Annotated in this window: 16 protein-coding genes; 9 read left to right on the top strand and 7 right to left on the bottom strand. The window is 70.5% G+C overall.

The features are described from left to right. Positions 1–59 precede the first annotated feature (59 nt). From EDF27_RS11240 to EDF27_RS11255, 4 genes are read right to left on the bottom strand one after another with little or no spacing between them, the layout of a single operon-like run. The gene (locus EDF27_RS11240; protein ID WP_132048839.1) at positions 60–2,537 is read right to left on the bottom strand and encodes a glycoside hydrolase family 3 N-terminal domain-containing protein; all 2,478 of its coding nucleotides are present in this window, start codon (positions 2,535–2,537) and stop codon (positions 60–62) included. Next, complete coding sequence (locus EDF27_RS11245; protein WP_132048841.1) at positions 2,534–3,418, bottom strand: carbohydrate ABC transporter permease; 885 nt, start codon at positions 3,416–3,418, stop codon at positions 2,534–2,536. Before EDF27_RS11245 ends, EDF27_RS11240 begins: the two co-directional genes overlap by 4 nt. Continuing rightward, entirely contained in the window at positions 3,415–4,437 is a 1,023-nt protein-coding gene (locus EDF27_RS11250) for a sugar ABC transporter permease (RefSeq protein WP_132048843.1), read from the bottom strand. Before EDF27_RS11250 ends, EDF27_RS11245 begins: the two co-directional genes overlap by 4 nt. Before the next feature lie 8 nt (positions 4,438–4,445). After that, positions 4,446–5,741 (bottom strand): extracellular solute-binding protein, encoded by a 1,296-nt coding sequence (locus tag EDF27_RS11255; protein ID WP_123654259.1) that lies wholly within the window; start codon positions 5,739–5,741, stop codon positions 4,446–4,448. Positions 5,742–5,900: 159 nt separating this feature from the next. Here EDF27_RS11255 and EDF27_RS11260 point away from each other — a divergent pair, with 159 nt between their 5' ends. Next, positions 5,901–6,929 carry a LacI family DNA-binding transcriptional regulator gene (locus EDF27_RS11260; RefSeq protein ID WP_123654260.1) on the top strand — a complete coding sequence of 343 codons (1,029 nt, stop codon included), beginning with the start codon at positions 5,901–5,903 and terminating at the stop codon, positions 6,927–6,929. A 252-nt stretch (positions 6,930–7,181) separates the two neighbouring features. Here EDF27_RS11260 and EDF27_RS11265 read toward each other — a convergent pair whose 3' ends face one another. Continuing rightward, positions 7,182–8,123, bottom strand: a complete 942-nt coding sequence (locus EDF27_RS11265) for a helix-turn-helix transcriptional regulator (RefSeq protein ID WP_165931451.1) — start codon at positions 8,121–8,123, stop codon at positions 7,182–7,184. 119 nt (positions 8,124–8,242) lie between these two features. On the opposite strand from EDF27_RS11265, the gene EDF27_RS11270 reads away from it, so the two are divergent. Continuing rightward, a complete protein-coding gene (locus EDF27_RS11270) occupies positions 8,243–8,701 on the top strand; it encodes a MarR family transcriptional regulator (protein WP_123654262.1) in 459 nt (152 codons plus the stop codon). A 155-nt stretch (positions 8,702–8,856) separates the two neighbouring features. Next, a complete protein-coding gene (locus EDF27_RS19695) occupies positions 8,857–9,006 on the top strand; it encodes a hypothetical protein (RefSeq protein ID WP_165931452.1) in 150 nt (49 codons plus the stop codon). Positions 9,007–9,132: 126 nt separating this feature from the next. Here EDF27_RS19695 and EDF27_RS11275 read toward each other — a convergent pair whose 3' ends face one another. Further along, a complete protein-coding gene (locus EDF27_RS11275; protein WP_243698309.1) occupies positions 9,133–10,149 on the bottom strand; it encodes a LacI family DNA-binding transcriptional regulator in 1,017 nt (338 codons plus the stop codon). Between the two features lie 133 nt (positions 10,150–10,282). Between EDF27_RS11275 and EDF27_RS11280 the strand changes: the two genes are divergently transcribed. From EDF27_RS11280 to EDF27_RS11300, 5 genes are read left to right on the top strand one after another with little or no spacing between them, the layout of a single operon-like run. Continuing rightward, positions 10,283–11,518, top strand: a complete 1,236-nt coding sequence (locus EDF27_RS11280) for an ABC transporter substrate-binding protein (RefSeq protein WP_123703236.1) — start codon at positions 10,283–10,285, stop codon at positions 11,516–11,518. Positions 11,519–11,520: 2 nt separating this feature from the next. Then, complete coding sequence (locus tag EDF27_RS11285) at positions 11,521–12,504, top strand: sugar ABC transporter permease (RefSeq protein WP_132048847.1); 984 nt, start codon at positions 11,521–11,523, stop codon at positions 12,502–12,504. Beyond that, entirely contained in the window at positions 12,497–13,378 is an 882-nt protein-coding gene (locus tag EDF27_RS11290) for a carbohydrate ABC transporter permease (protein ID WP_123703238.1), read from the top strand. The genes EDF27_RS11285 and EDF27_RS11290 overlap by 8 nt, the downstream gene beginning before the upstream one ends. Before the next feature lie 35 nt (positions 13,379–13,413). Beyond that, entirely contained in the window at positions 13,414–14,244 is an 831-nt protein-coding gene (locus EDF27_RS11295; RefSeq protein WP_123654266.1) for a ThuA domain-containing protein, read from the top strand. Then, a complete protein-coding gene (locus tag EDF27_RS11300; RefSeq protein ID WP_279433187.1) occupies positions 14,241–15,347 on the top strand; it encodes a Gfo/Idh/MocA family oxidoreductase in 1,107 nt (368 codons plus the stop codon). Before EDF27_RS11295 ends, EDF27_RS11300 begins: the two co-directional genes overlap by 4 nt. A 148-nt stretch (positions 15,348–15,495) precedes the next feature. On the opposite strand, the gene EDF27_RS11305 is transcribed toward EDF27_RS11300, so the two are convergent. Continuing rightward, entirely contained in the window at positions 15,496–15,960 is a 465-nt protein-coding gene (locus EDF27_RS11305; protein ID WP_165931453.1) for a MarR family winged helix-turn-helix transcriptional regulator, read from the bottom strand. A gap of 166 nt (positions 15,961–16,126) precedes the next feature. On the opposite strand from EDF27_RS11305, the gene EDF27_RS11310 reads away from it, so the two are divergent. After that, a complete protein-coding gene (locus EDF27_RS11310; RefSeq protein WP_207909612.1) occupies positions 16,127–18,280 on the top strand; it encodes an MDR family MFS transporter in 2,154 nt (717 codons plus the stop codon). The last annotated feature ends 1 nt before the right edge of the window (position 18,281 follow it).

Here is an 18,281-nt window from a genome sequence, read left to right on the forward strand (position 1 = left end):
GCTTGCTACAGACGGGAGGTCGGGGGCCCGGCAACCTGTGGACGACTCCGCCCGAGTGGTCAGACCACCGTCCAGCGCACCACGCGCGGCTCGGCGAGCGACACCTCGTGCACCGGCCCGGCGACCCGCAGGGTCGCACGATCCGTCGCCGTCCCGGGGACGGGCTCTGCAGCCGCCCCGTCGGAGACCGCGACGATCCCGCCGGAGTCGACCGGGCCTCCCGGCCGTGATGCCGACGCGTGCGACGCGACCCACACCTCGACGTCACCGGGCTCGACCACCTTCCGCATCCGCCGGTCGGTGAACGCGAACCGCTGCACGGGGACCGTGAAGCGGACCCGGGCGGACTCCCCCGGCGCGAGCGACACCCGGGCGTACCCGAGCAGCTGGACCACGGGGCGCGTGACGCTGGCGTGCACGTCGTGCCCGTAGAGCTGCACGACGTCGGAGCCGCTCCGGGATCCGGTGTTCCGGACCGTGACGGTCGCGGTGAACGTGCCGTCGGTGGTGACGCCGTCGTCGACGACGAGGTCCTCGTGCACGAACGTCGTGTACGTCAGCCCGAAGCCGAACGGCCGGACCGGGGTGGAGTCGGCCGCGGTGACGTCCGACGCACCGCCGAGCCGCGGGTGCAGGTACGAGTACGGCTGTGCGCCGGCGGACCGGGGCAGCGAGACGGGCAGACGGCCCGACGGTTCCGTGGCACCGGTGAGCAGGTCGGCGATCGCGAGGCCGCCCCCTTCCCCCGGGAAGAACGCCTGCACCACGGCGCACGGACGGGGTCCGGGGCCGTCGAGCGCCCAGCCGATCGCGTACGGACGGCCGGTGAGCAACACCAGCACGGTCGGGGTGCCGGTGGCGACGACCGCCTCGACGAGCTCGCGCTGCACGCCGGGCAGGTCGAGCGACTCGGAGTCGTTGCCCTCGCCGACGGTGCCGCGGCCGAACAGGCCGGCCTGGTCGCCGACGACGACCACGGCGACCTCGGACGCTGTCGCGGCAGCGACGGCGTCGTCGAACCCGGACCGGTCGTCCCCGGTGACGGCGCACCCGGCGGCGAACCGGACGTCCGCAGCGGACAGCGCCTGCGACAGCGCCTCGGACACGGTCGGGATCGAGAAGCCGAGGGGCAGGTCCGGGTGGCTCGCGAGCACGTGGTTCGCGAACGAGTAGCAGCCCTGCAGTGCCTCCGCGCGGTCGGCGTTCGGGCCGATCACGGCGACGCGCGCGGTCGACGACGCCAGCGGCAGGACGCCGTCGTTCGACAGCAGGACGAGGGACTCCTCGGCCAGACGCCGGGCGAGCGCCTGGTGCTCCGGGGTGTCCAGGTCCACGTCGGTGGGCGGTGCGTCCGCGTACGCATCCGGGTCGAGCAGGCCGAGCCGCTCCTTCTGCCGCAGCACGCGCAGGACGGCGCGGTCGACGAGTGCCTCGTCGACGTCGCCGGCGCGGACACGGTCGACCAGCGGTGCCAGGTAGGCGTCGCCGGTGGGCAGCTCGACGTCGATGCCGGCCTCGAGCGCCATTGCAGCGGCCTCGCCCCGGTCGGCGGCGATGCCGTGCATCACCTCGAGGAACGCGACGGAGAAGTAGTCCGCGACGACGGTCCCGTCGAAGCCGAGCCGGTCGCGCAGCAGGTCCGTCAGGAGCGACCCGTTCGCGGCGACGGGCACGCCGTCGATCTCCGCGTAGGAGTTCATCACGCTGCGCGCGCCACCGTCGAGCAGCGCCATCTCGAACGGCGGCAGGAACACGTCGGCGATCTCCCGGGCGCCGGCGTGCACGGGTGCGTGGTTCCGCCCCGCCTGCGATGCCGAGTACCCGAGGAAGTGCTTCAGCGTCGCGTCGACGCCGGCGCTCTGCACCCCGCGGACGTAGGCGGTGCCGACGGTGCCGACCAGGTACGGGTCCTCACCGATGCACTCGTCGACACGGCCCCAGCGCGGGTCCCGGATGACGTCGAGCACGGGTGCGAGGCCCTGGTGTACACCGAGCTGCCGCATCGAGCGGCCGATGACCGCACCGACCTGCTCGACGAGGTCCGGGTCGAACGACGCACCCCACGCGAGCGGGGTCGGGAACGTGGCGGCCTTCCACGCGGCGAGTCCGGTGAGGCACTCCTCGTGGACGAGCGCCGGGATCCCGAGCCGGGTCTCGCGCTGCAGACGGCGCTGCTCCGCCCACAGCCACGCGGCGCGCTCGTCGGGTTCGACGGGGCGGGTGCCGTAGACGCGGGTGAACTGGCCGAGGCCGTTGCGGGTGATGTCCGCGAGCGACGCCGCGGGGGCGTCGGCGTCGCTCGCTGCGGTCATCTCGCCCTGCATGGGGGCGACGAGGCCGTTCTGGTCGAGCCAGTAGCCGACGAGCTGGGCGGTCTTCTCCTCGAGCGTCATCTGGGCGAGGAGGGACTCGGGGCTGCGGGTCGCGGCGGTCGCGGTCGTCGTGTCGGTCGCGTCGGTCGTGTCCGTCGCGTCGGTCGTTCCGGCCTGGTGGCTCGTGGGCGCGTCCGTCACGCGGGTCGCGTCCGTCGCGGTCATCCCTTCACCGCCCCGGTCAGGCCGCCGACGATGCGTCGCTGGAACACCGCGAAGAACGCGAGCGCCGGGATCATCGACAGCGAGGTGAACGCCAGGACCTTGGCGGTGTCCACGGAGTACTGCGACGAGAACGCCTGCACCCCGAGCGGCAGCGTGTAGTTCGCCGCGTCGTTGAGGATGAACAGCGGCAGGATGTAGCTGTTCCAGCTGCCGATGAACGCCAGGATGCCGGTCGTCACGACCCCGGGGAGCGACAGCGGCACGACCATCCGGAAGAAGAACCCGATCCGGCTCGCACCGTCGATCGCAGCGGCTTCCTCGAGCTCGTCCGGGATCGCCCGGAGGAACGGCACCAGGATGATGACGGTCGTGGGCAGCGCGAACGCGATCTGCGGCAGGATCACCCCGGCCAGGTTGTTGGTCAGCCCGAGGTCCTTCACGAGCAGGTAGAGCGGCGTGATCGCGACGGTGATCGGGAACATCAGGCCGGCGGCGAAGAGCGAGTAGAGCGCACCGCGTCCGCGGAACTGGTAGCGGGCGAGCACGAAGCTGACCATCAGGCCGAGCACGACGACCCCGATGGTGGTCGTGACGCCCGCGATCAGTGAGTTCCCGAGCTCCTGCCAGAAGACGCCGCTGGAGAGCACGGCGCTGTAGTTGCCGAAGTTCCAGGGCGCGGGCAGGCCGGCCGGGCTCGACGTGATCTGCGCGTTGGTCCGGAAGCCGCCGAGCACGATGTACGCCACGGGGCCGATGCAGACCGCGATGAACAGCAGCGCGATGAAGTAGGTGCCGAGGTTCCGTTCCCGGCGGACCGGGCCCTCGTGCCCCCGGTTCCGGCCCTTGCGTCCCGGCGCGACGATCGATGCGGTGGCGGTCATCGTGTGGCCTTCTCGGTGAGGGCGCCGGCGGTGTCGCGGCGCAGGACGAACCGCTGGTACACGAGTGCGATGACCAGCGAGATGAGGAAGATCACCACGGCCACGGCGTTGCCGTACCCGTAGTTGCCGGAGTTCCGGCCGTTCGCGACCATGTACGTCGCCATCGTCGAGGTCCCCGCGGTGGAGGCGATGTACTGGCCCCAGATGATGTAGACGAGGTCGAACAGCTGGAGCGACCCGATGATCGACAGGAACGCCCAGATGCGCAGCGTCGGGCCGAGCAGCGGCAGCGTGATGCGCCGCTGGATCTGCCAGTAGCCGGCGCCGTCGAGCTGCGCGGCCTCGAACAGCTCCTCCGGGATGCTCTGCAGCCCGGCGAGGAACAGGATGACCGCGAACCCGATGTACTTCCACGAGATGATCGCCAGGAGCGTCCAGATCGCGATGTCCGGGTTGGACAGCCAGTCGTTCCGAAGCGCCCCGAGCCCGAGGGTCTGCAGCAGGTCGTTCGCCGCGCCGGCCGAGGAGAGCATCAGGCTCCACCCGGTGCCGACGATCACCTCGGAGATGACGTACGGCACGAAGATGAGCACGCGGATGAGGCCGCGGCCGCGGATCCGCTGGTTGAGCAGCAGCGCCAGGATGATCGCGATCGGTCCCTGGACGAGGAGCGACCCGATGACGATGAACAGGTTGTGCCACAGCACGCCCCGGAAGTCCGGGTCGGTGAAGATGATCTTGTAGTTGTCGAGCCCGACGAAGTCCGTCGGCGCCCCGTAGCCCTGCCACTTGTAGAAGCCGTAGTACGCGGCGAGTCCGACGGGCAGGATGACGAAGGCGACGAACATGATCGTCGCGGGTCCGGCGAGCAGGGCGACCTCGACCCGCTTGCGGACGTCGGCGGCCGGCTTCCGGGGCCGGGGGGCCGGGGCCGACGGCTGCGCGCCGTCGGCCCCGGTCCGACCCGCGTCCGCCCGCTCACCGGAGCGGGGCGGACGCGGAGCGATCGAGGTGGCCATGGGGTGCGTCAGCCCTTCGCCGCGGCCTGGTTGACCGTCGTCACGATGTCGTCGACGCTGCCCTTGCCGGCGAGCAGGTTCACGACGCTGGTGTTCAGCGCGTTGCCGACGTTCTGGCCGTACAGGGTGTCGAGGTAGTTCGAGACGAACGGTGCCTTGTTGTACGCCGCGAGGACGTTCTTCAGGTACGGCTCCGTCACGACGCTCTGCGCCGACTGGTTCGCCGGGATGGCGTTGAAGGCCTTGTAGTAGGCCTCCTGCACGTCCTTGCCGGTCATGTAGTTGAGGAACTGCGTGCACGGCACCTTCGGGGCCTTCGCGGAGCAGGAGTACCCGTCGACCGCGCCCATCATCGAACCAGGTGCGCCCTTGCCGCCCGAGACCTCGGGGAAGGGGAAGAAGCCGAGGTCGGCGAGGGGCTTGCCGTCCGGGGTCAGGGAGGAGATCACGCCCGGGTCCCACGCTCCCATGAGCTCCATCGCGGCCTTGTGGTTCGCGACGAGACCGGCGGAGCTGCCGGCGCCCTGCTGCGCTGCGGTGGTGAGGTAGCCGTCGTTGAAGGGCTTGGTGTCGAAGAACGCCTTGGTGTCCTTGCCCGCCTGCTCCCAGCAGCTGTTCGTGAACTTCAGGTCCTTCGCGGCGCCGTTCAGCGTCTTCTCGCTGCAGGCACGGAGTGCGAAGTTGTAGTACCAGTGCGCGGCCGGCCATGCGTCCTTCGCACCGACGGCCACCGGCTGGATGTCCGCGGCCTTGAGCTTGGCGATGTCGGCGTTCAGCTCGGCCATCGTGGTCGGGGTGCCCTTGATGCCGGCCTGCTCGAAGAGGTCCTGGCTGTACCAGATGCCCTCGGGGTTGACGTCGACGGGCATGGCGTAGGTCTTGCCGTCGCTCTCGTAGCCCTTGAACGCGCCGTCGCTGATCTGCGCCTTCGCGGTCTTGCCGATCGAGCCGGAGATGTCCATCAGCTGGCCCGCCTGGACCATGGCGGCCATCTTGCCGCCGCCGCGCTGCAGGAACACGTCGGGGGCGGAGCCGGAGTTCAGCGCGGTCTGGAGCTTGCCGTCGAGGTCCTCGTTCTGGATCGCCTGGATCTTGATCGTGACGTTCGGGTGCAGCTGCTCGAAGTCCTTGACGGTCTTCTCCCAGAACGCCTTGCCGGGGCCGGTGGTGGAGTTGTGCCAGAAGGTCATCGTGACCTTGCCGTCGCTGCTCGCCGCGTCACTGCCTGCAGAACAACCTGCGGCGGTGAGTGCGGTCGCCCCGATCAGCGCGATGGCTGCCGCGGCTCGGATCTTCCTCGTCATCGTGGAACTCCTCGGTGTCGTCGTTGACATGCGCGACATCGGCTGCCGCTGGAGAGAGCGTGCCAGGCGCTCACGCAACTTGTCAATCGATATCGATAACGTTTTCTAAACGGCCTCGAACCGGTCCCCACGGCGCGCTTCGAGCGGTACGGTGAGCACATGGAGACCGCTGTCGGCACGCACCCCGGCCCGGGCCGCGTGACGATCGCCGACGTCGCACGTGCCGCCGGGGTGTCGATCCCGACGGTGTCGAAGGTCATCAACAACCGCGACGGCGTGGCCTCGGCGACGATGCTGCGGGTGCAGGAGGTGGTCGAGCGACTCGGCTACGAGACCTCCCTCGTCGCGCGGAGCCTCCGGAGTTCGCGGACCGGCGTGATCGGCATCCTCGTCCCCGAGTTCGAGCCGTTCTCCACCGAGCTCCTCCGCGGTGTGTCCGCAGCGGCGATCGGCACCGGGTACGAACTCCTCGCCTACGCCGGACTCGTGACGGGCGCCAGTCAGCCGGGCTGGGAGCGCCGATCGCTGTCCCGGCTCTCCGGCACCCTCATCGACGGGGCCATCGTCGTCACCCCGACGACGGCGCTCCCGACCTCCTCGATCCCCGTCGTCGCCATCGACCCGCACACCGGCCCAGAGGGACACGCCACCGTCGACACCGACAACGAGGGCGGCGCACGGAGCGCCGTCGAGCACCTGCTCGCGCTCGGGCACACCCGCATCGCGCACATCCACGGGCGCGCCGACCTCGCCTCGGCACAGCTGCGCGAGACGGGCTACCGGGGGGCGCTCGCCGCCGCCGGCATCCACGTCGACGAGGACCTGGTCCGCGCCGGCGACTACCAGGAGGACCGGGCCACCGCCGTCGCCCGCGAGCTCCTCAGCATCCCGGACCGGCCGACCGCAGTGTTCGCCGCGAACGACTCGTCGGCGATCGGCGTGCTGCACGCCGCGGCCGCACTCGGGCTCCGGGTCCCCGAGGACCTGTCGGTGATCGGCTTCGACGACGTCCCGCAGGCCTCGACCACCACGCCGCCGCTGACCACCGTGGCACAGCCCCTCGCCGACCTCGGTGCCGCCGCCGTGGAGATGCTCCTCACGATGCTCCGTGGGGAGCCGTCGCCGGAACACGTCCGGCTGTCCACGAGCCTCCGCGTGCGCCAGAGCACCGGCCCCGTCCCGTCCTAGCCCCGCGTCGCGCCGTCGCGCCGTCGCGCCGCGGTGTAGGCAGTCGAATCGCGCGTAGGGGGTCCGGAGTTCCGACTGCCCACGCGCGATTCACCTTCTCAGCGCACCCGTGATGGGAAGGAACGCACGCGCCGGGCACCGCGCACGCGCCGCACGCGCCGCACGCGCCGCGAGCACCACGCGCACCGCGCGCACCGCGCGCACCACGGGGCACCACGGGCACCGCGCGCACCGCGGGCACCGCGGGCCGCGTCAGCGCCGCAGCGTCTGCTTCGGGTACTCGCCGAACCGCTCCAGGTACACCGCCGAGAACCGCCCCAGGTGCGCGAACCCCCACCGCCGCGCCACGTCCCCCACGGTCACCGACTGCGGGTCGAGCTCGAGCAGGTCCTGCCGGACGTGGTCGAGCCGGACCCCGCGGAGGTAGGTGAGCGGCGAGACGCCGAGCACCCGCGCGAAGGACTCCTGCACCGACCGCACGCTGAGCCCGCCGACGGCGGCGAGGTCCGCGACCGTGACGGTCTCCCGGGCGTGCGCGTGGACGTACTCGACCATCGTCCGGAGCCGTGCGTTCCTCGGCGCCGACAGCTCGGCGGGCAACGCATCCACCTTCGGCGGGAACATGCCGAGGAAGGCCGCGGCGACCCCGCGCTTCGCGTCCGCCCACGCCGTCGAGTCGACTCCGTCCCGGAGCGCACGGGACAGCGCCCCGAGCGCGTCGTGCCACGGGCCGAGGCCCGCGTCGTCGTCCGCCCGGGTCCGGTCGAAGCGGAGCGGCCCGTCGCCGAGGTCGTAGCGTTCCGCGGCGACGTCCCGCACCAGGGAGCGCGCGATGTGCACGAGCCGCTGGTCGTGGTCGGTCCCGCTGAACACGAACTCCTGCTCCGTCGGGGAGAGCAACGGCGCATCGTGCCACATGTCGTGCCGCTCGCCGGCGACGTCGACGACCGCGGTGCCCGACGTGATCCACTGCACGACGTAGTGGTCCCCCGGCGACACGCTGCCGCGGAGGAACCCGGTGACCCGGCAGCGCCGGATCGTCACCTCGTCGTCGCCGACCGCCGTGTACCGGTAGGAGTACGCCTCGCCGGTGCGCCGCGACGTCCACGCGCGCCCGACGTCGGCCGCCGTCAGGTCACGGATCGCCGACTCGGGGTCGCGCCCGGCGACCTCGAACCGGATGAGTTCGCTCACGCGGCTGCCCGCCACGCCGTGCCGCTGCCTGCGCGCCCCATCGCGTTATCCGGATACGCTGACCCGGTGCCCTGGGCGTATCGTGTCGCCCAGCCGACCAGCGCTGAGGAGGCGACCGGGTGACCGCCAGCGACCTCGACCTGGACCTCGATGCCGCACTCACGCGGCTCGACGGAGCGCTGGCCATGCTGCGGACCCGGCTCCGTGAAGAACTCGACGTCGCCGGTGTCGACCTGTCGCTCGTGCAGTTCGTGTCCCGTGCGGAGAGCGGGAGTCGCCCGGTCCGCGTCAAGGACCTGGCCTCGCACCTCGGCATCACCGGGCCGGCGGTCACCAGTGCGGTCGATCGACTCGAGCGGGCCGGTCACCTGGTCCGTCGCCCGAACCCGGAGGACGGCCGGAGCCGACTCATCGGCCTGACGGAGACGACACGGCGCCGCTACCACGCTGCGATGGACAGCACGAACGAGCACCTGCACGAGCTGATGTCCTCCTTCTCCGATCGTGACAAGGCCAGGTTCGTCCGCATCATCGACCGCGTGGTCACCGCGCTCGACGGCGGCGCACCCAACCCCTGAACGGCAGAGTAGAGGGCACGCGGCACCGCTCCGAACGATTGTCCACCGTGCGCAGTTGCATAAGTGTTCTACCTAATTCCGGACCGTGCAAGGCGAACCGCCGTACCGTCGAACCGGCGGGGAACACGGGGAACGGATCAGGACGGAGGACAGCCATGAGCAACTACGACACCGAACCGGGCATCGATCCGGTCCGCATCACGACGTTCCGTCGGATGCACCGCAAGTGGAAGTTCGGTGAACCGCCGCCGGAGGACCAGACGCTGTTCGACGACCTCTTCACGGAGACGACGCGTCAACGCTGACGTCGCGGACACGCGGACGAACACACTGCCGGGAGGCCCGGTGCCGGTCGGCACCGGGCCTCCCGTCGTGTGCGCGGTCCAGCTCAGTGCACGCCGCACGCAGCCGCTGCGCGCCCCACGCCGCGGTCAGGCGGGTGCCGGGGCCGTCGAGTCGGCGACGTGGAGCTCGCACGGGATCAGGGCGTGCGTCAGGTCGGTCGACGCACCCTCGAGCCGGTCGACGAGGGACTCGACCGCGAGACGGCCGAGCGCCGGCCCCGGTGCGTTCAGTGTCGTGAGCACGGGCTCGGTCGCGGTGCCGGCGCTGTCCGAGGACACGATCGCGATCACCGAGACGTCCTCGGGGACACGGCGCCCGCCGGCGCGGAGGCCGCTCACCAGCCCGAAGTTCGAGTCGTCCTTCATGATGACGGCCGCGGTGACGTCGGGGTCGCGGGCGAGGAGCTCCGCCGCCGCGCGACGCCCGCCCTCCGCCGAGGCACCGGACGACACGACGGTGCCCGCGATGCCACGGCGGGCGACCGAGGCACGGAACGCCGCCTCGGAGCGCACCTTCGGCCCGTACTCCGCCATCGCGGTGCCGTCGAGGTCCTCGACGACCAGACCGATCCGCCGGTGCCCGAGGCCGGTGAGGTGGTCGAGCGCGTCCTCGACGGTGCGCTCGAAGTCGATGTCCACGAACGAGATCGCGGAGGGGTCGGCGGTCCGGCCGATCGAGACGAACGGCACGTCCATCCGGGTGAGCTGCTCGATCCGGGGGTCGTGCATGGTGACCTCCATCACGATGACGCCGTCGGCGAGGCCACCGGAGATCAGGTCGCGGACGTCGTCGGCGGTGGCGGCTGACGGCCAGAGCACGAGGTGGTACCCGAGCTCGGACGCACGACCCGCGGCGCTCGTGAAGAACTGCAGCGCCGTCTGGCCGAGGCGGTGTTCGAGCACCGGGAACAGCAGCGCGATGATCCGCGTCCGCCGGCTCGCGAGCGCGCGGGCGACGACGTTGTTCCGGTAGCCGAGCTCCCGCATCGCCGCGGTCACCCGGTCCCTGGTCGCCGGGGAGACCCGCTTGTTGCCGTTCACGACGAAGGACACCGTGGCGATGGAGACCCCCGCCCGGTCGGCGACCTGCTGCATCGTCGCCATGTCGTCTCCTGTCGTGTGCTCCGCTCACTGTACTGGGGAGCTGCTCGGAAAAAGTTCGTCTAAGCGCTTTACTATCGAAGCGCTTAGATGCTAGCTTCGGCGCACTCGGCCACCACCAGAGAAGAGCGAAGCAATGAAGCCTCGACACCGCAGGGTCGCCCCTGCCCTCACCGCCGTCGCCATGCTGGCGACCATCCCCCTCGTGCTCGCCGGTTGTTCCGGCGGGTCGTCCGCCTCATCGGGCGGCAAGGTGACCTCGATCACCGTCCTGGACTACTACAACCAGGGCAACGACAAGAAGGTCATCGGCGACTACCTCGACAAGTGCGGCGCCGCCAACGACGTCACGATCAAGCGGAGCCTGGTCCCCGGGGCCTCGCTCATCCAGAAGGTCCTCCAGCAGGCGTCGTCGAAGACCCTGCCGGACGTCCTCATGCTCGACAACCCGGACCTCCAGCAGATCGCCGAGACCGGTGCGCTCTCGCCGCTCACCGACTACGGCATCTCCACCGACGGCTACGCCAAGGGCGTGCTGCAGGCCGGCACCTACAAGGGCAAGGTCTACGGCCTCGCCCCGACCGTCAACACCATCGCGCTGTTCTACAACAAGGACGTGCTCGCGAAGGCCGGCATCACCCCGCCGAAGACCTGGGACGAACTGAAGACCGACGCGGCGAAGCTCACGACGGGCAGCCAGTACGGCTTCGCGGTCGACGCGAACGCCACGTACGAGGGCACCTGGCAGTTCCTGCCCTTCATGTGGTCCAACGGCGGCGACGAGAAGAACATCGCCACCACGAAGACCGCCGAGGCGCTCGGCCTCTGGACCGACCTGGTCAAGGACGGCTCGATGTCCAAGAGCGTCGTGAACTGGACGCAGGCGGACGTCAACGACCAGTTCATGGCCGGCAAGGCCGCGATGATGATCAACGGCCCGTGGCAGATCCCCGGCCTCAAGGCGTCGAAGGTCGACTACGGCATCGCGCAGATCCCGGTGCAGTCCGCGAGCGACACCGCGGTCGCCCCGCTCGGCGGCGAGGTGTGGACCGTCCCGAACACCGGCGACTCCGCCAAGCAGAAGGTCGCGGCGAAGGTCGTCTCCTGCATGAACGACGCGAAGAACCAGCTCGCGATGGCGAAGCTCCGCTACACGATCCCCTCGAAGACGTCGGCCGCCGAGCAGTTCGGCAAGGACGTCCCGGAGGAGCAGGTGTTCGTCGACCTGGTCGCCAGCGCCCGCGCACGCACCGGTGAGCTCGGAGCCGACTGGCCCAAGGCCGCCACGAAGATCTACACCGCCGTGCAGTCCGCGCTGACCGGGCAGGACTCCCCCGCCGACGCGCTGAAGAACGCGCAGTCGAGCAACTGAGCATGACCAGCACTGCAGAGCCCATCGCCCCGCAGCGGGCCGTCGGCGACGGGGCATCCGCCTCGTCCCGGCGGCCCGGGCGCCGGGGGCCGGGAACGCGCAGCAGGAGCCTCCGCTTCGAGCGGATCGCCCAGCTGCTGTTCTTGCTCCCCGCCGTCGTCTTCCTGCTGCTGTTCTTCGGCTACCCCGTCGTGAAGAACATCATCATGAGCTTCCAGGCGTACACGACGAGCACCTTCTACACGGGCGAGGCCCCGTGGGTCGGACTCGCGAACTACGTCTCCGTCGTCTCGTCCCAGCTGTTCGGCACCGCGCTCCTCAACACGGCGCTGTTCACGATCGGCTCCATCGTCGGTCAGTTCGTCATCGGGCTCGCGCTCGCGCTGTTCTTCCGACGGAACTTCCCGCTCTCCGGGCTCCTCCGCTCCCTGCTCCTGCTGCCGTGGCTCCTGCCGCTCATCGTCTCGAGCGCGGTGTGGAAGTGGATGCTCGACCAGGACTCCGGCGTCCTCAACCAGTTCCTCAACGTGTTCGGGATCGGCTCCGTGCCCTGGCTGACGAGCCCAGCCGTCGCCCTCATCACGGTGATCGGCGTGAACATCTGGATCGGCATCCCGTTCAACACGACGATCCTCTACGGCGGTCTGCAGGACATCCCCGCCGAGCTGTACGAGGCGGCGTCGCTCGACGGTGCCACCGGGTGGAAGGCCTTCTGGGCGATCACCTGGCCGATGCTCCGCCCGGTCGTCAGCGTCACGCTCGTGCTCGGCGTCGTCTACACGATCAAGGTGCTCGACATCATCCTCGGGTTGACGAACGGCGGCCCGGCGAACGCCACCCAGACCATCGCCACGCAGTCCTACGACCTGTCGTTCAAGCAGTTCGACTTCGGGCAGGGCGCCGCGCTCAGCAACATCCTCATCGTGATCTCCGCGCTGTTCGCGATCGTGTACCTGCGCCTGAACCGGAAGGCCGTCGATGACTGAGGCAGCACGCACCACGACGCTGGGCACCCGCGCACTCACGGTCCAGGGCCGGAGACCCGCCCGCGCCACCACCCCGAAGCAGTGGATCCTGTCCGGCGTGGGGATCCTGATCCTCGCCGTGATGCTGTTCCCCGTCTACTGGATGATCAACATCTCGCTGCAGCCGGCGGGCCCGGCGATCGAGGCCGCCTGGTTCCCGATCCACGCGCAGCTGCACGGGTACGCCCAGGCGATCGCGGACCAGGGCGGGGCGCTCGTCACGAGCCTCCTGATCGCCCTGGGCAGCGTGGTCGTGAGCCTGGTGATCGCGACACCGGCGTCGTACGCGCTCGCCCAGTTCAAGGTGAAGGGCGTCGGGGCCGTCCTGTTCGGCATCCTCATCTCGCAGATGATCCCCGGCATCGTCGTCGCGAACGCGCTGTACGCGGCGTACAACGACCTCGGCCTGCTCAACACGATCCCCGGGCTGATCCTCGCCGACTCGACCGCGGGTGTCCCGTTCGCGATCCTCATCATGCGGGCGTTCATGCAGAACATCCCGCCGTCGATCATCGAGGCGGCGAAGGTGGACGGTGCCGGCAACTTCCGGGCGTTCCGCTCGGTCGTCATCCCGATCAGCTTCAACGCGCTGATCACCGCGGGGCTGTTCACGTTCCTGTTCACGTGGAGCGACTTCCTGTTCGCGCTGACCCTCACCACCACCGGCGACGTCCGCCCGATCACGCTCGGCATCTACAACTACATCGGCACCTTCACCGCCGACTGGTCGACCGTCATGGCCGCAGCGGTGATGGCGTCGATCCCCGCCATCGTGCTGCTCCTCGTGGCACAGAAGTTCATCGCCGCCGGGGCCACCGGCGGTGCCGTCAAGTGATCCCAGCACCACCACGACCCCGGAAGGCCGACACCATGACCACCACCCCGCTCCGCATCACCGTCTGGGGCGAGAACGTCCACGAGCAGGTCGAGCAGCACGTCGCGGACCGGTACCCCGACGGCATGCACGGCGCGATCGCGGACGGCATCCGGGAGAACCTCCCCGACGCGCTCGTCCGGACCGCGACGATGCAGGAACCCGAGCACGGTCTGACCGACGAGGTCCTCGCGCAGACCGACGTCCTCACCTGGTGGGGGCACGCGGCACACGCCGACGTCGACGACGCCGTGGTCGACCGCGTGCACAAGCACGTGCTCGCCGGCATGGGCCTCGTCGTCCTGCACTCCGGCCACTGGTCGAAGATCTTCGGCAAGCTGATGGGCACGACGTGCACGCTCCGGTGGCGGAGCGAGCACGACCAGGAACTCGTCTGGACCGTGAACCCGCAGCACCCGATCACCCGCGGCGTGCCGAACCCGATCGTCATCCCCGAGCAGGAGATGTACGGCGAGTACTTCGACGTCCCGACCCCCGACGAGCTCGTGTTCATCTCGGGCTTCACCGGCGGCGAGGTGTTCCGGAGCGGCATGACGTACCGCCGCGGCCTCGGGAAGATCTTCTTCTTCTCCCCCGGCGACCAGGACTTCCCCGTGTACCACCACAAGGACGTCCGCCGGGTGATCGCGAACGCGACCGAGTGGGCCCGCCCGGAGCGCGAGCGCGAGATCCCGACGCTCCGCCGCTACGACCTCGGGGAGTACTTCGAGGGCCAGCACTACCGCGGCCCGTTCGACGACGCCCCGGTCGCGGAGACCGAGACGGCCGCGGAGACCGAGACCGAACCGGCCGAGGCCCGCGCGTGACGCCCCTCCGCGTCGTCCAGGTCGGCGCCGGCGGCATGGGCCGGGCCTGGCTCGGCACGGTCGCCGCCGACCCCGAGGTCGAACTCGTCGGCATCGTCGACCTGGACCTCGACGCAGCACGCGCCGGCGCGGAGACGGCCGGGGACCCGTCGATCCCGGTCGGCACGAGCCTCACCGCACTCGCGGCGGAGACCGGTGCCGAGGCCGTCCTCGACGTCACGGTGCCGGTCGCCCACCACCCGATCACGCTCGAGGCCCTGCACGCCGGCCTGCCGGTCCTCGGCGAGAAGCCGGCAGCGCAGACGGTCGCCGAGGCACTCTCCCTCGCCGCAGCCGCCGAGTCCACCGGTGTGCTGTTCATGGTGTCCCAGTCCCGCCGCTACAACGACCGGCTCGTCGCGTTCCGGCAGCACGTCCGCGGGCTCGGCGACCTCGGCACGCTGAGCACCCGGTTCGCGAAGGCCCCGCACTTCGGCGGCTTCCGCGAGGAGATGGACGACGTCCTGCTCCTCGACATGGCGATCCACCCGTTCGACTCCGCCCGCTACGTGCTCGAGCGGGATCCCGTGTCGGTGTACTGCGAGTCGTACAACCCGTCGTGGTCCTGGTACCGCGGGGATGCTGCGGCGGCGGCGGTGTTCACGTTCGAGGACGACATCCGCTACGTCTACGACGGCTCGTGGTGCGCGCCCGGCGCGGAGACGTCGTGGAACGGCGACTGGCGCGCGTCGGGTGCGGCTGGGACCGCGCTCTGGGACGGCGACCACGACCCGTCGAGCGACCTCGACGGCACACCGGGCTCCCCCGCTGCGGCCGACGGCGTCGGCGAGGAGATCGCGGGGGCGCTCTCGTCCTTCGTCCGGGCACTCCGCACCGGGGCCACCCCGGACGGCGAGGTGCACGGGAACATCATGAGCCTGGCGATGGTGGAGGCCGCCATCGCGTCGACCCGGTCGGGGCAGCGCGTCGTGATCGACGAGGTGCTCGACCGGGCGCACGCCGAGGCGCTGGCAGCCGAGCGCGACGACGCCGCGCGCGAGCGCCTGGCGGCGTGGGGCTCGGTCCGCAACGCACTCACGGCGGCGGTGCCGGCCACGGGGTGAGACGGCGACCCACAACCGACGGGAGGCCCGGTGCCAGCTGGCACCGGGCCTCCCGTCCGTCTGCGGCCGGCTCCGCACCGTGCGAGGTTCCGGACACCGTGCCAGGCCGGGCGCCTGCCGGACCGTCCGCGACCTCGCACAGTCCGCGTCAGCGGCGGTGGACCGCCGCCCGGAGCACGTCGTCGGCGCGGTCGTTCAGCCGGCCGAGCAGCGCCGCGAGGGCGCGCAGGTCGTCGTCGGCGAACTCCCCCACGATGTCGTCGAAGGTCTCGTCGCCGTGGGTGTCGAGCTGGTCCAGCAGGCGACGCCCCGCCGGCGCGAGCTCGAGCAGGCTCGCGCGCCCGTCCTGGGGATCCGGTGTCGTCCCGAGGTGACCGGCCGACACGAGCGATGCCACGCGACGACTCACGACCGGCCGGGACAACCCGGTCAGTTCCGCGACGGCCGTCGACCGGACCGGGCCCAGGTGTTCGACGGCCCGCAGGAGCACCCGCGCCGTCGGGTCCAGGCCGCCGCGCTCCTCGATCAGGACGGAGCGGAGCGCCTGCCGGACCCAGAGGCGGTCGAGCTGCTGCCGGAGAGCACGCTCGGAGTCGTTGCGGTCGTCGGTCACGTGGTCCAGCGTACGACCCGAATTTAGTTGCTTGCTGGAAGCATCTGGTGTAACTTTGCAGTCGCTGCAAGGTCGAGACCGGTGCCGACGCCCACCCCAGGGGTCCGCGCGCACGGCACGTCCGGTCTCCCCCGCAGCCGACCGACCGATCGAACCGAAGGAACCCATGTCAACCGCCACCGCACCCGTCCCGGTGCATCGCGGGCGTCACAGCGCCCCCGCTCCCGGCAGCGCCGGGAACGGCCAGCAGCCGCTCATGACGCACCGTCAGATCCTGCTCGTCATCTACGGCCTGATGGCGGGCATGTTCCTGTCCTCGCTCGGGCAGACGGTGTTCGGCACCGCGATCCGCACCATCGGCGACGACCTGCACGGCCTCGACCAGCAGGCGTGGGTGACGACGGCGTACCTGATCACCTCGACGATCGCGACGCCGATCTACGGCAAGCTCTCCGACATCTTCGGCCGTCGGCCGCTCTACATCTTCGGCATCGTCGTCTTCATCCTCGGCGCCGTGCTCTCCTCGATGTCCACGTCGATGCTCATGCTCGCCGGCTTCCGCGCCGTGCAGGGCATCGGCGCCGGCGCGCTGATGTCGCTGCCGCTGGCGATCATGGGCGACATCCTCGCGCCCCGCGAGCGGGCGAAGTACCAGGGGTACTTCCTCGCCGTGTTCGGCATCTCCTCGGTGATCGGTCCGCTGATCGGCGGCCTCCTCGCCGGCACCAGCGAGATCCTCTTCATCACCGGCTGGCGCTGGGTGCTCCTCATCAACGTGCCGATCGGGATCGCCGCGCTGATCATGGTGATCGTCTTCCTGCACCTGCCGAAGGTGCACGACAAGGCCGAGAAGCCGAAGGTCGACTGGTGGGGCGCGACCGCCGTCATCGTCACGCTCGTCCCGCTGCTCCTCGTCGCCGAACAGGGCCGCACCTGGGGCTGGGGCTCCGCCGCCGCCATCGCCTGCTACGTGATCGGCGTCGTCGGTCTCGTCGCACTGCTCCTCATCGAGTCGAAGATGGGCGACGCGGCGATCATCCCGCTGAAGCTCTTCCGCTCCGGCACGTTCTCGATGGCCACCGTGATCGGGTTCCTCGTCGGGTTCGCGATGTTCGGCGCGATGCTGACCATCCCGCTCTACCTGCAGATCGTCGTCGGCCTCAGCCCCACCCAGTCCGGCTTCGCGACGCTGCCGCTCGTCGGCGGCCTGATGATCGCGTCGATCACCTCCGGCCAGATCGTCGCCCGCGTCGGCCGGTACCGGATCTTCCCGGTGATCGGCACCGCGCTGGTGTCCGCCGGCTACGTCGTCCTGACGTTCATGTCGATCGACAAGCCGCTCTGGTTCCTGATGATCGGGATGTTCCTCATCGGCCTCGGGCTCGGCTCCGTGATGCAGTCCCTGACCCTCGCGTCGCAGGGGTCCGTCCAGGCACGTGACATGGGCGTCGCCACGTCCTCCGCGACCTTCTTCCGCCAGATCGGTGGCACGCTCGGCACCGCGGTGCTCCTGTCGATCCTGTTCTCCGTCATGCCGACGAACATCGTGCACGCGACCGCGAACCGCGCCGACCTCACGAGTGCGCTCGATGCGGCGCTCGACCCCACCGTCGCATCCGCTCCCGCGAACCGTGGCGTGATGCGGCAGATCTGGACGCCGATCGTCACCCCGATCGAGGAGCAGGTCGACGCCGGGCTGGCGGACGGCACGACGGCGGCGAAGCAGGCGGCCGACCAGGCCGTCATCGACCAGGTCACCGCAGCCGTGCAGGCGCAGGTCGCGGCGGGCACCGTCCCGGCTGCGGCAGCGCAGACCGTCATCGACCAGCAGGTCGCAGCGGCCACCCCGGCCGCCGAGGCCACGGCACTCGACGCCGCCGCGTCGAAGGCGCACGCATCGGTCTCCGACGGTGCCCTCGTGGTCGACTGGTCGGACGACGCACAGCGCTCGTACTACGTCGGCCAGGCCGTCCCGACGATCGTCGAGTCGCTGAACGACTCGTCGAACGACTCGAGCGCGTCGGCCACGAACGACACCTCGTTCCTGACCGGTGCCGACAGCCGCCTCACTCGACCGTTCATGAGCGGGTTCAACGCCTCCGCCGTGACGATCTACTGGGTCGGGCTCGGGGTCATCCTGCTCGCGTTCGTCCTGACCTGGTTCTTCCGGGTGCCGCCGCTCCGTGCGCGCTCCGCACTGCAGGAGCGGGCCGACATGTCCGCTTCGGCCGAGCTCGAGGCGGAGGCCGGGATGGCCGCTGCCGAAGCCGGGTCCTTCACCGGGCCGATGACCGGCTCCACGCCGACCGTCCGGCGGTGAC

This window comes from Curtobacterium sp. PhB136 (genome assembly GCF_004346855.1).
In the GTDB taxonomy this organism is placed as follows: domain Bacteria; phylum Actinomycetota; class Actinomycetes; order Actinomycetales; family Microbacteriaceae; genus Curtobacterium.

Excerpts from the sequence above, each read along its gene's own strand:
- EDF27_RS11245 (WP_132048841.1), bottom strand. The coding sequence starts at position 3,418 with ATGACCGCCACCGCATCGATCGTCGCGCCGGGACGCAAGGGCCGGAAC.
- EDF27_RS11295 (WP_123654266.1), top strand. The coding sequence starts at position 13,414 with ATGACCACCACCCCGCTCCGCATCACCGTCTGGGGCGAGAACGTCCAC.
- EDF27_RS11250 (WP_132048843.1), bottom strand. The coding sequence starts at position 4,437 with ATGGCCACCTCGATCGCTCCGCGTCCGCCCCGCTCCGGTGAGCGGGCG.
- EDF27_RS11260 (WP_123654260.1), top strand. The coding sequence starts at position 5,901 with ATGGAGACCGCTGTCGGCACGCACCCCGGCCCGGGCCGCGTGACGATC.
- EDF27_RS11275 (WP_243698309.1), bottom strand. The coding sequence starts at position 10,149 with ATGGCGACGATGCAGCAGGTCGCCGACCGGGCGGGGGTCTCCATCGCC.
- EDF27_RS19695 (WP_165931452.1), top strand. The coding sequence starts at position 8,857 with ATGAGCAACTACGACACCGAACCGGGCATCGATCCGGTCCGCATCACG.
- EDF27_RS11290 (WP_123703238.1), top strand. The coding sequence starts at position 12,497 with ATGACTGAGGCAGCACGCACCACGACGCTGGGCACCCGCGCACTCACG.
- EDF27_RS11310 (WP_207909612.1), top strand. The coding sequence starts at position 16,127 with ATGTCAACCGCCACCGCACCCGTCCCGGTGCATCGCGGGCGTCACAGC.
- EDF27_RS11255 (WP_123654259.1), bottom strand. The coding sequence starts at position 5,741 with ATGACGAGGAAGATCCGAGCCGCGGCAGCCATCGCGCTGATCGGGGCG.
- EDF27_RS11240 (WP_132048839.1), bottom strand. The coding sequence starts at position 2,537 with ATGACCGCGACGGACGCGACCCGCGTGACGGACGCGCCCACGAGCCAC.
- EDF27_RS11285 (WP_132048847.1), top strand. The coding sequence starts at position 11,521 with ATGACCAGCACTGCAGAGCCCATCGCCCCGCAGCGGGCCGTCGGCGAC.
- EDF27_RS11280 (WP_123703236.1), top strand. The coding sequence starts at position 10,283 with ATGAAGCCTCGACACCGCAGGGTCGCCCCTGCCCTCACCGCCGTCGCC.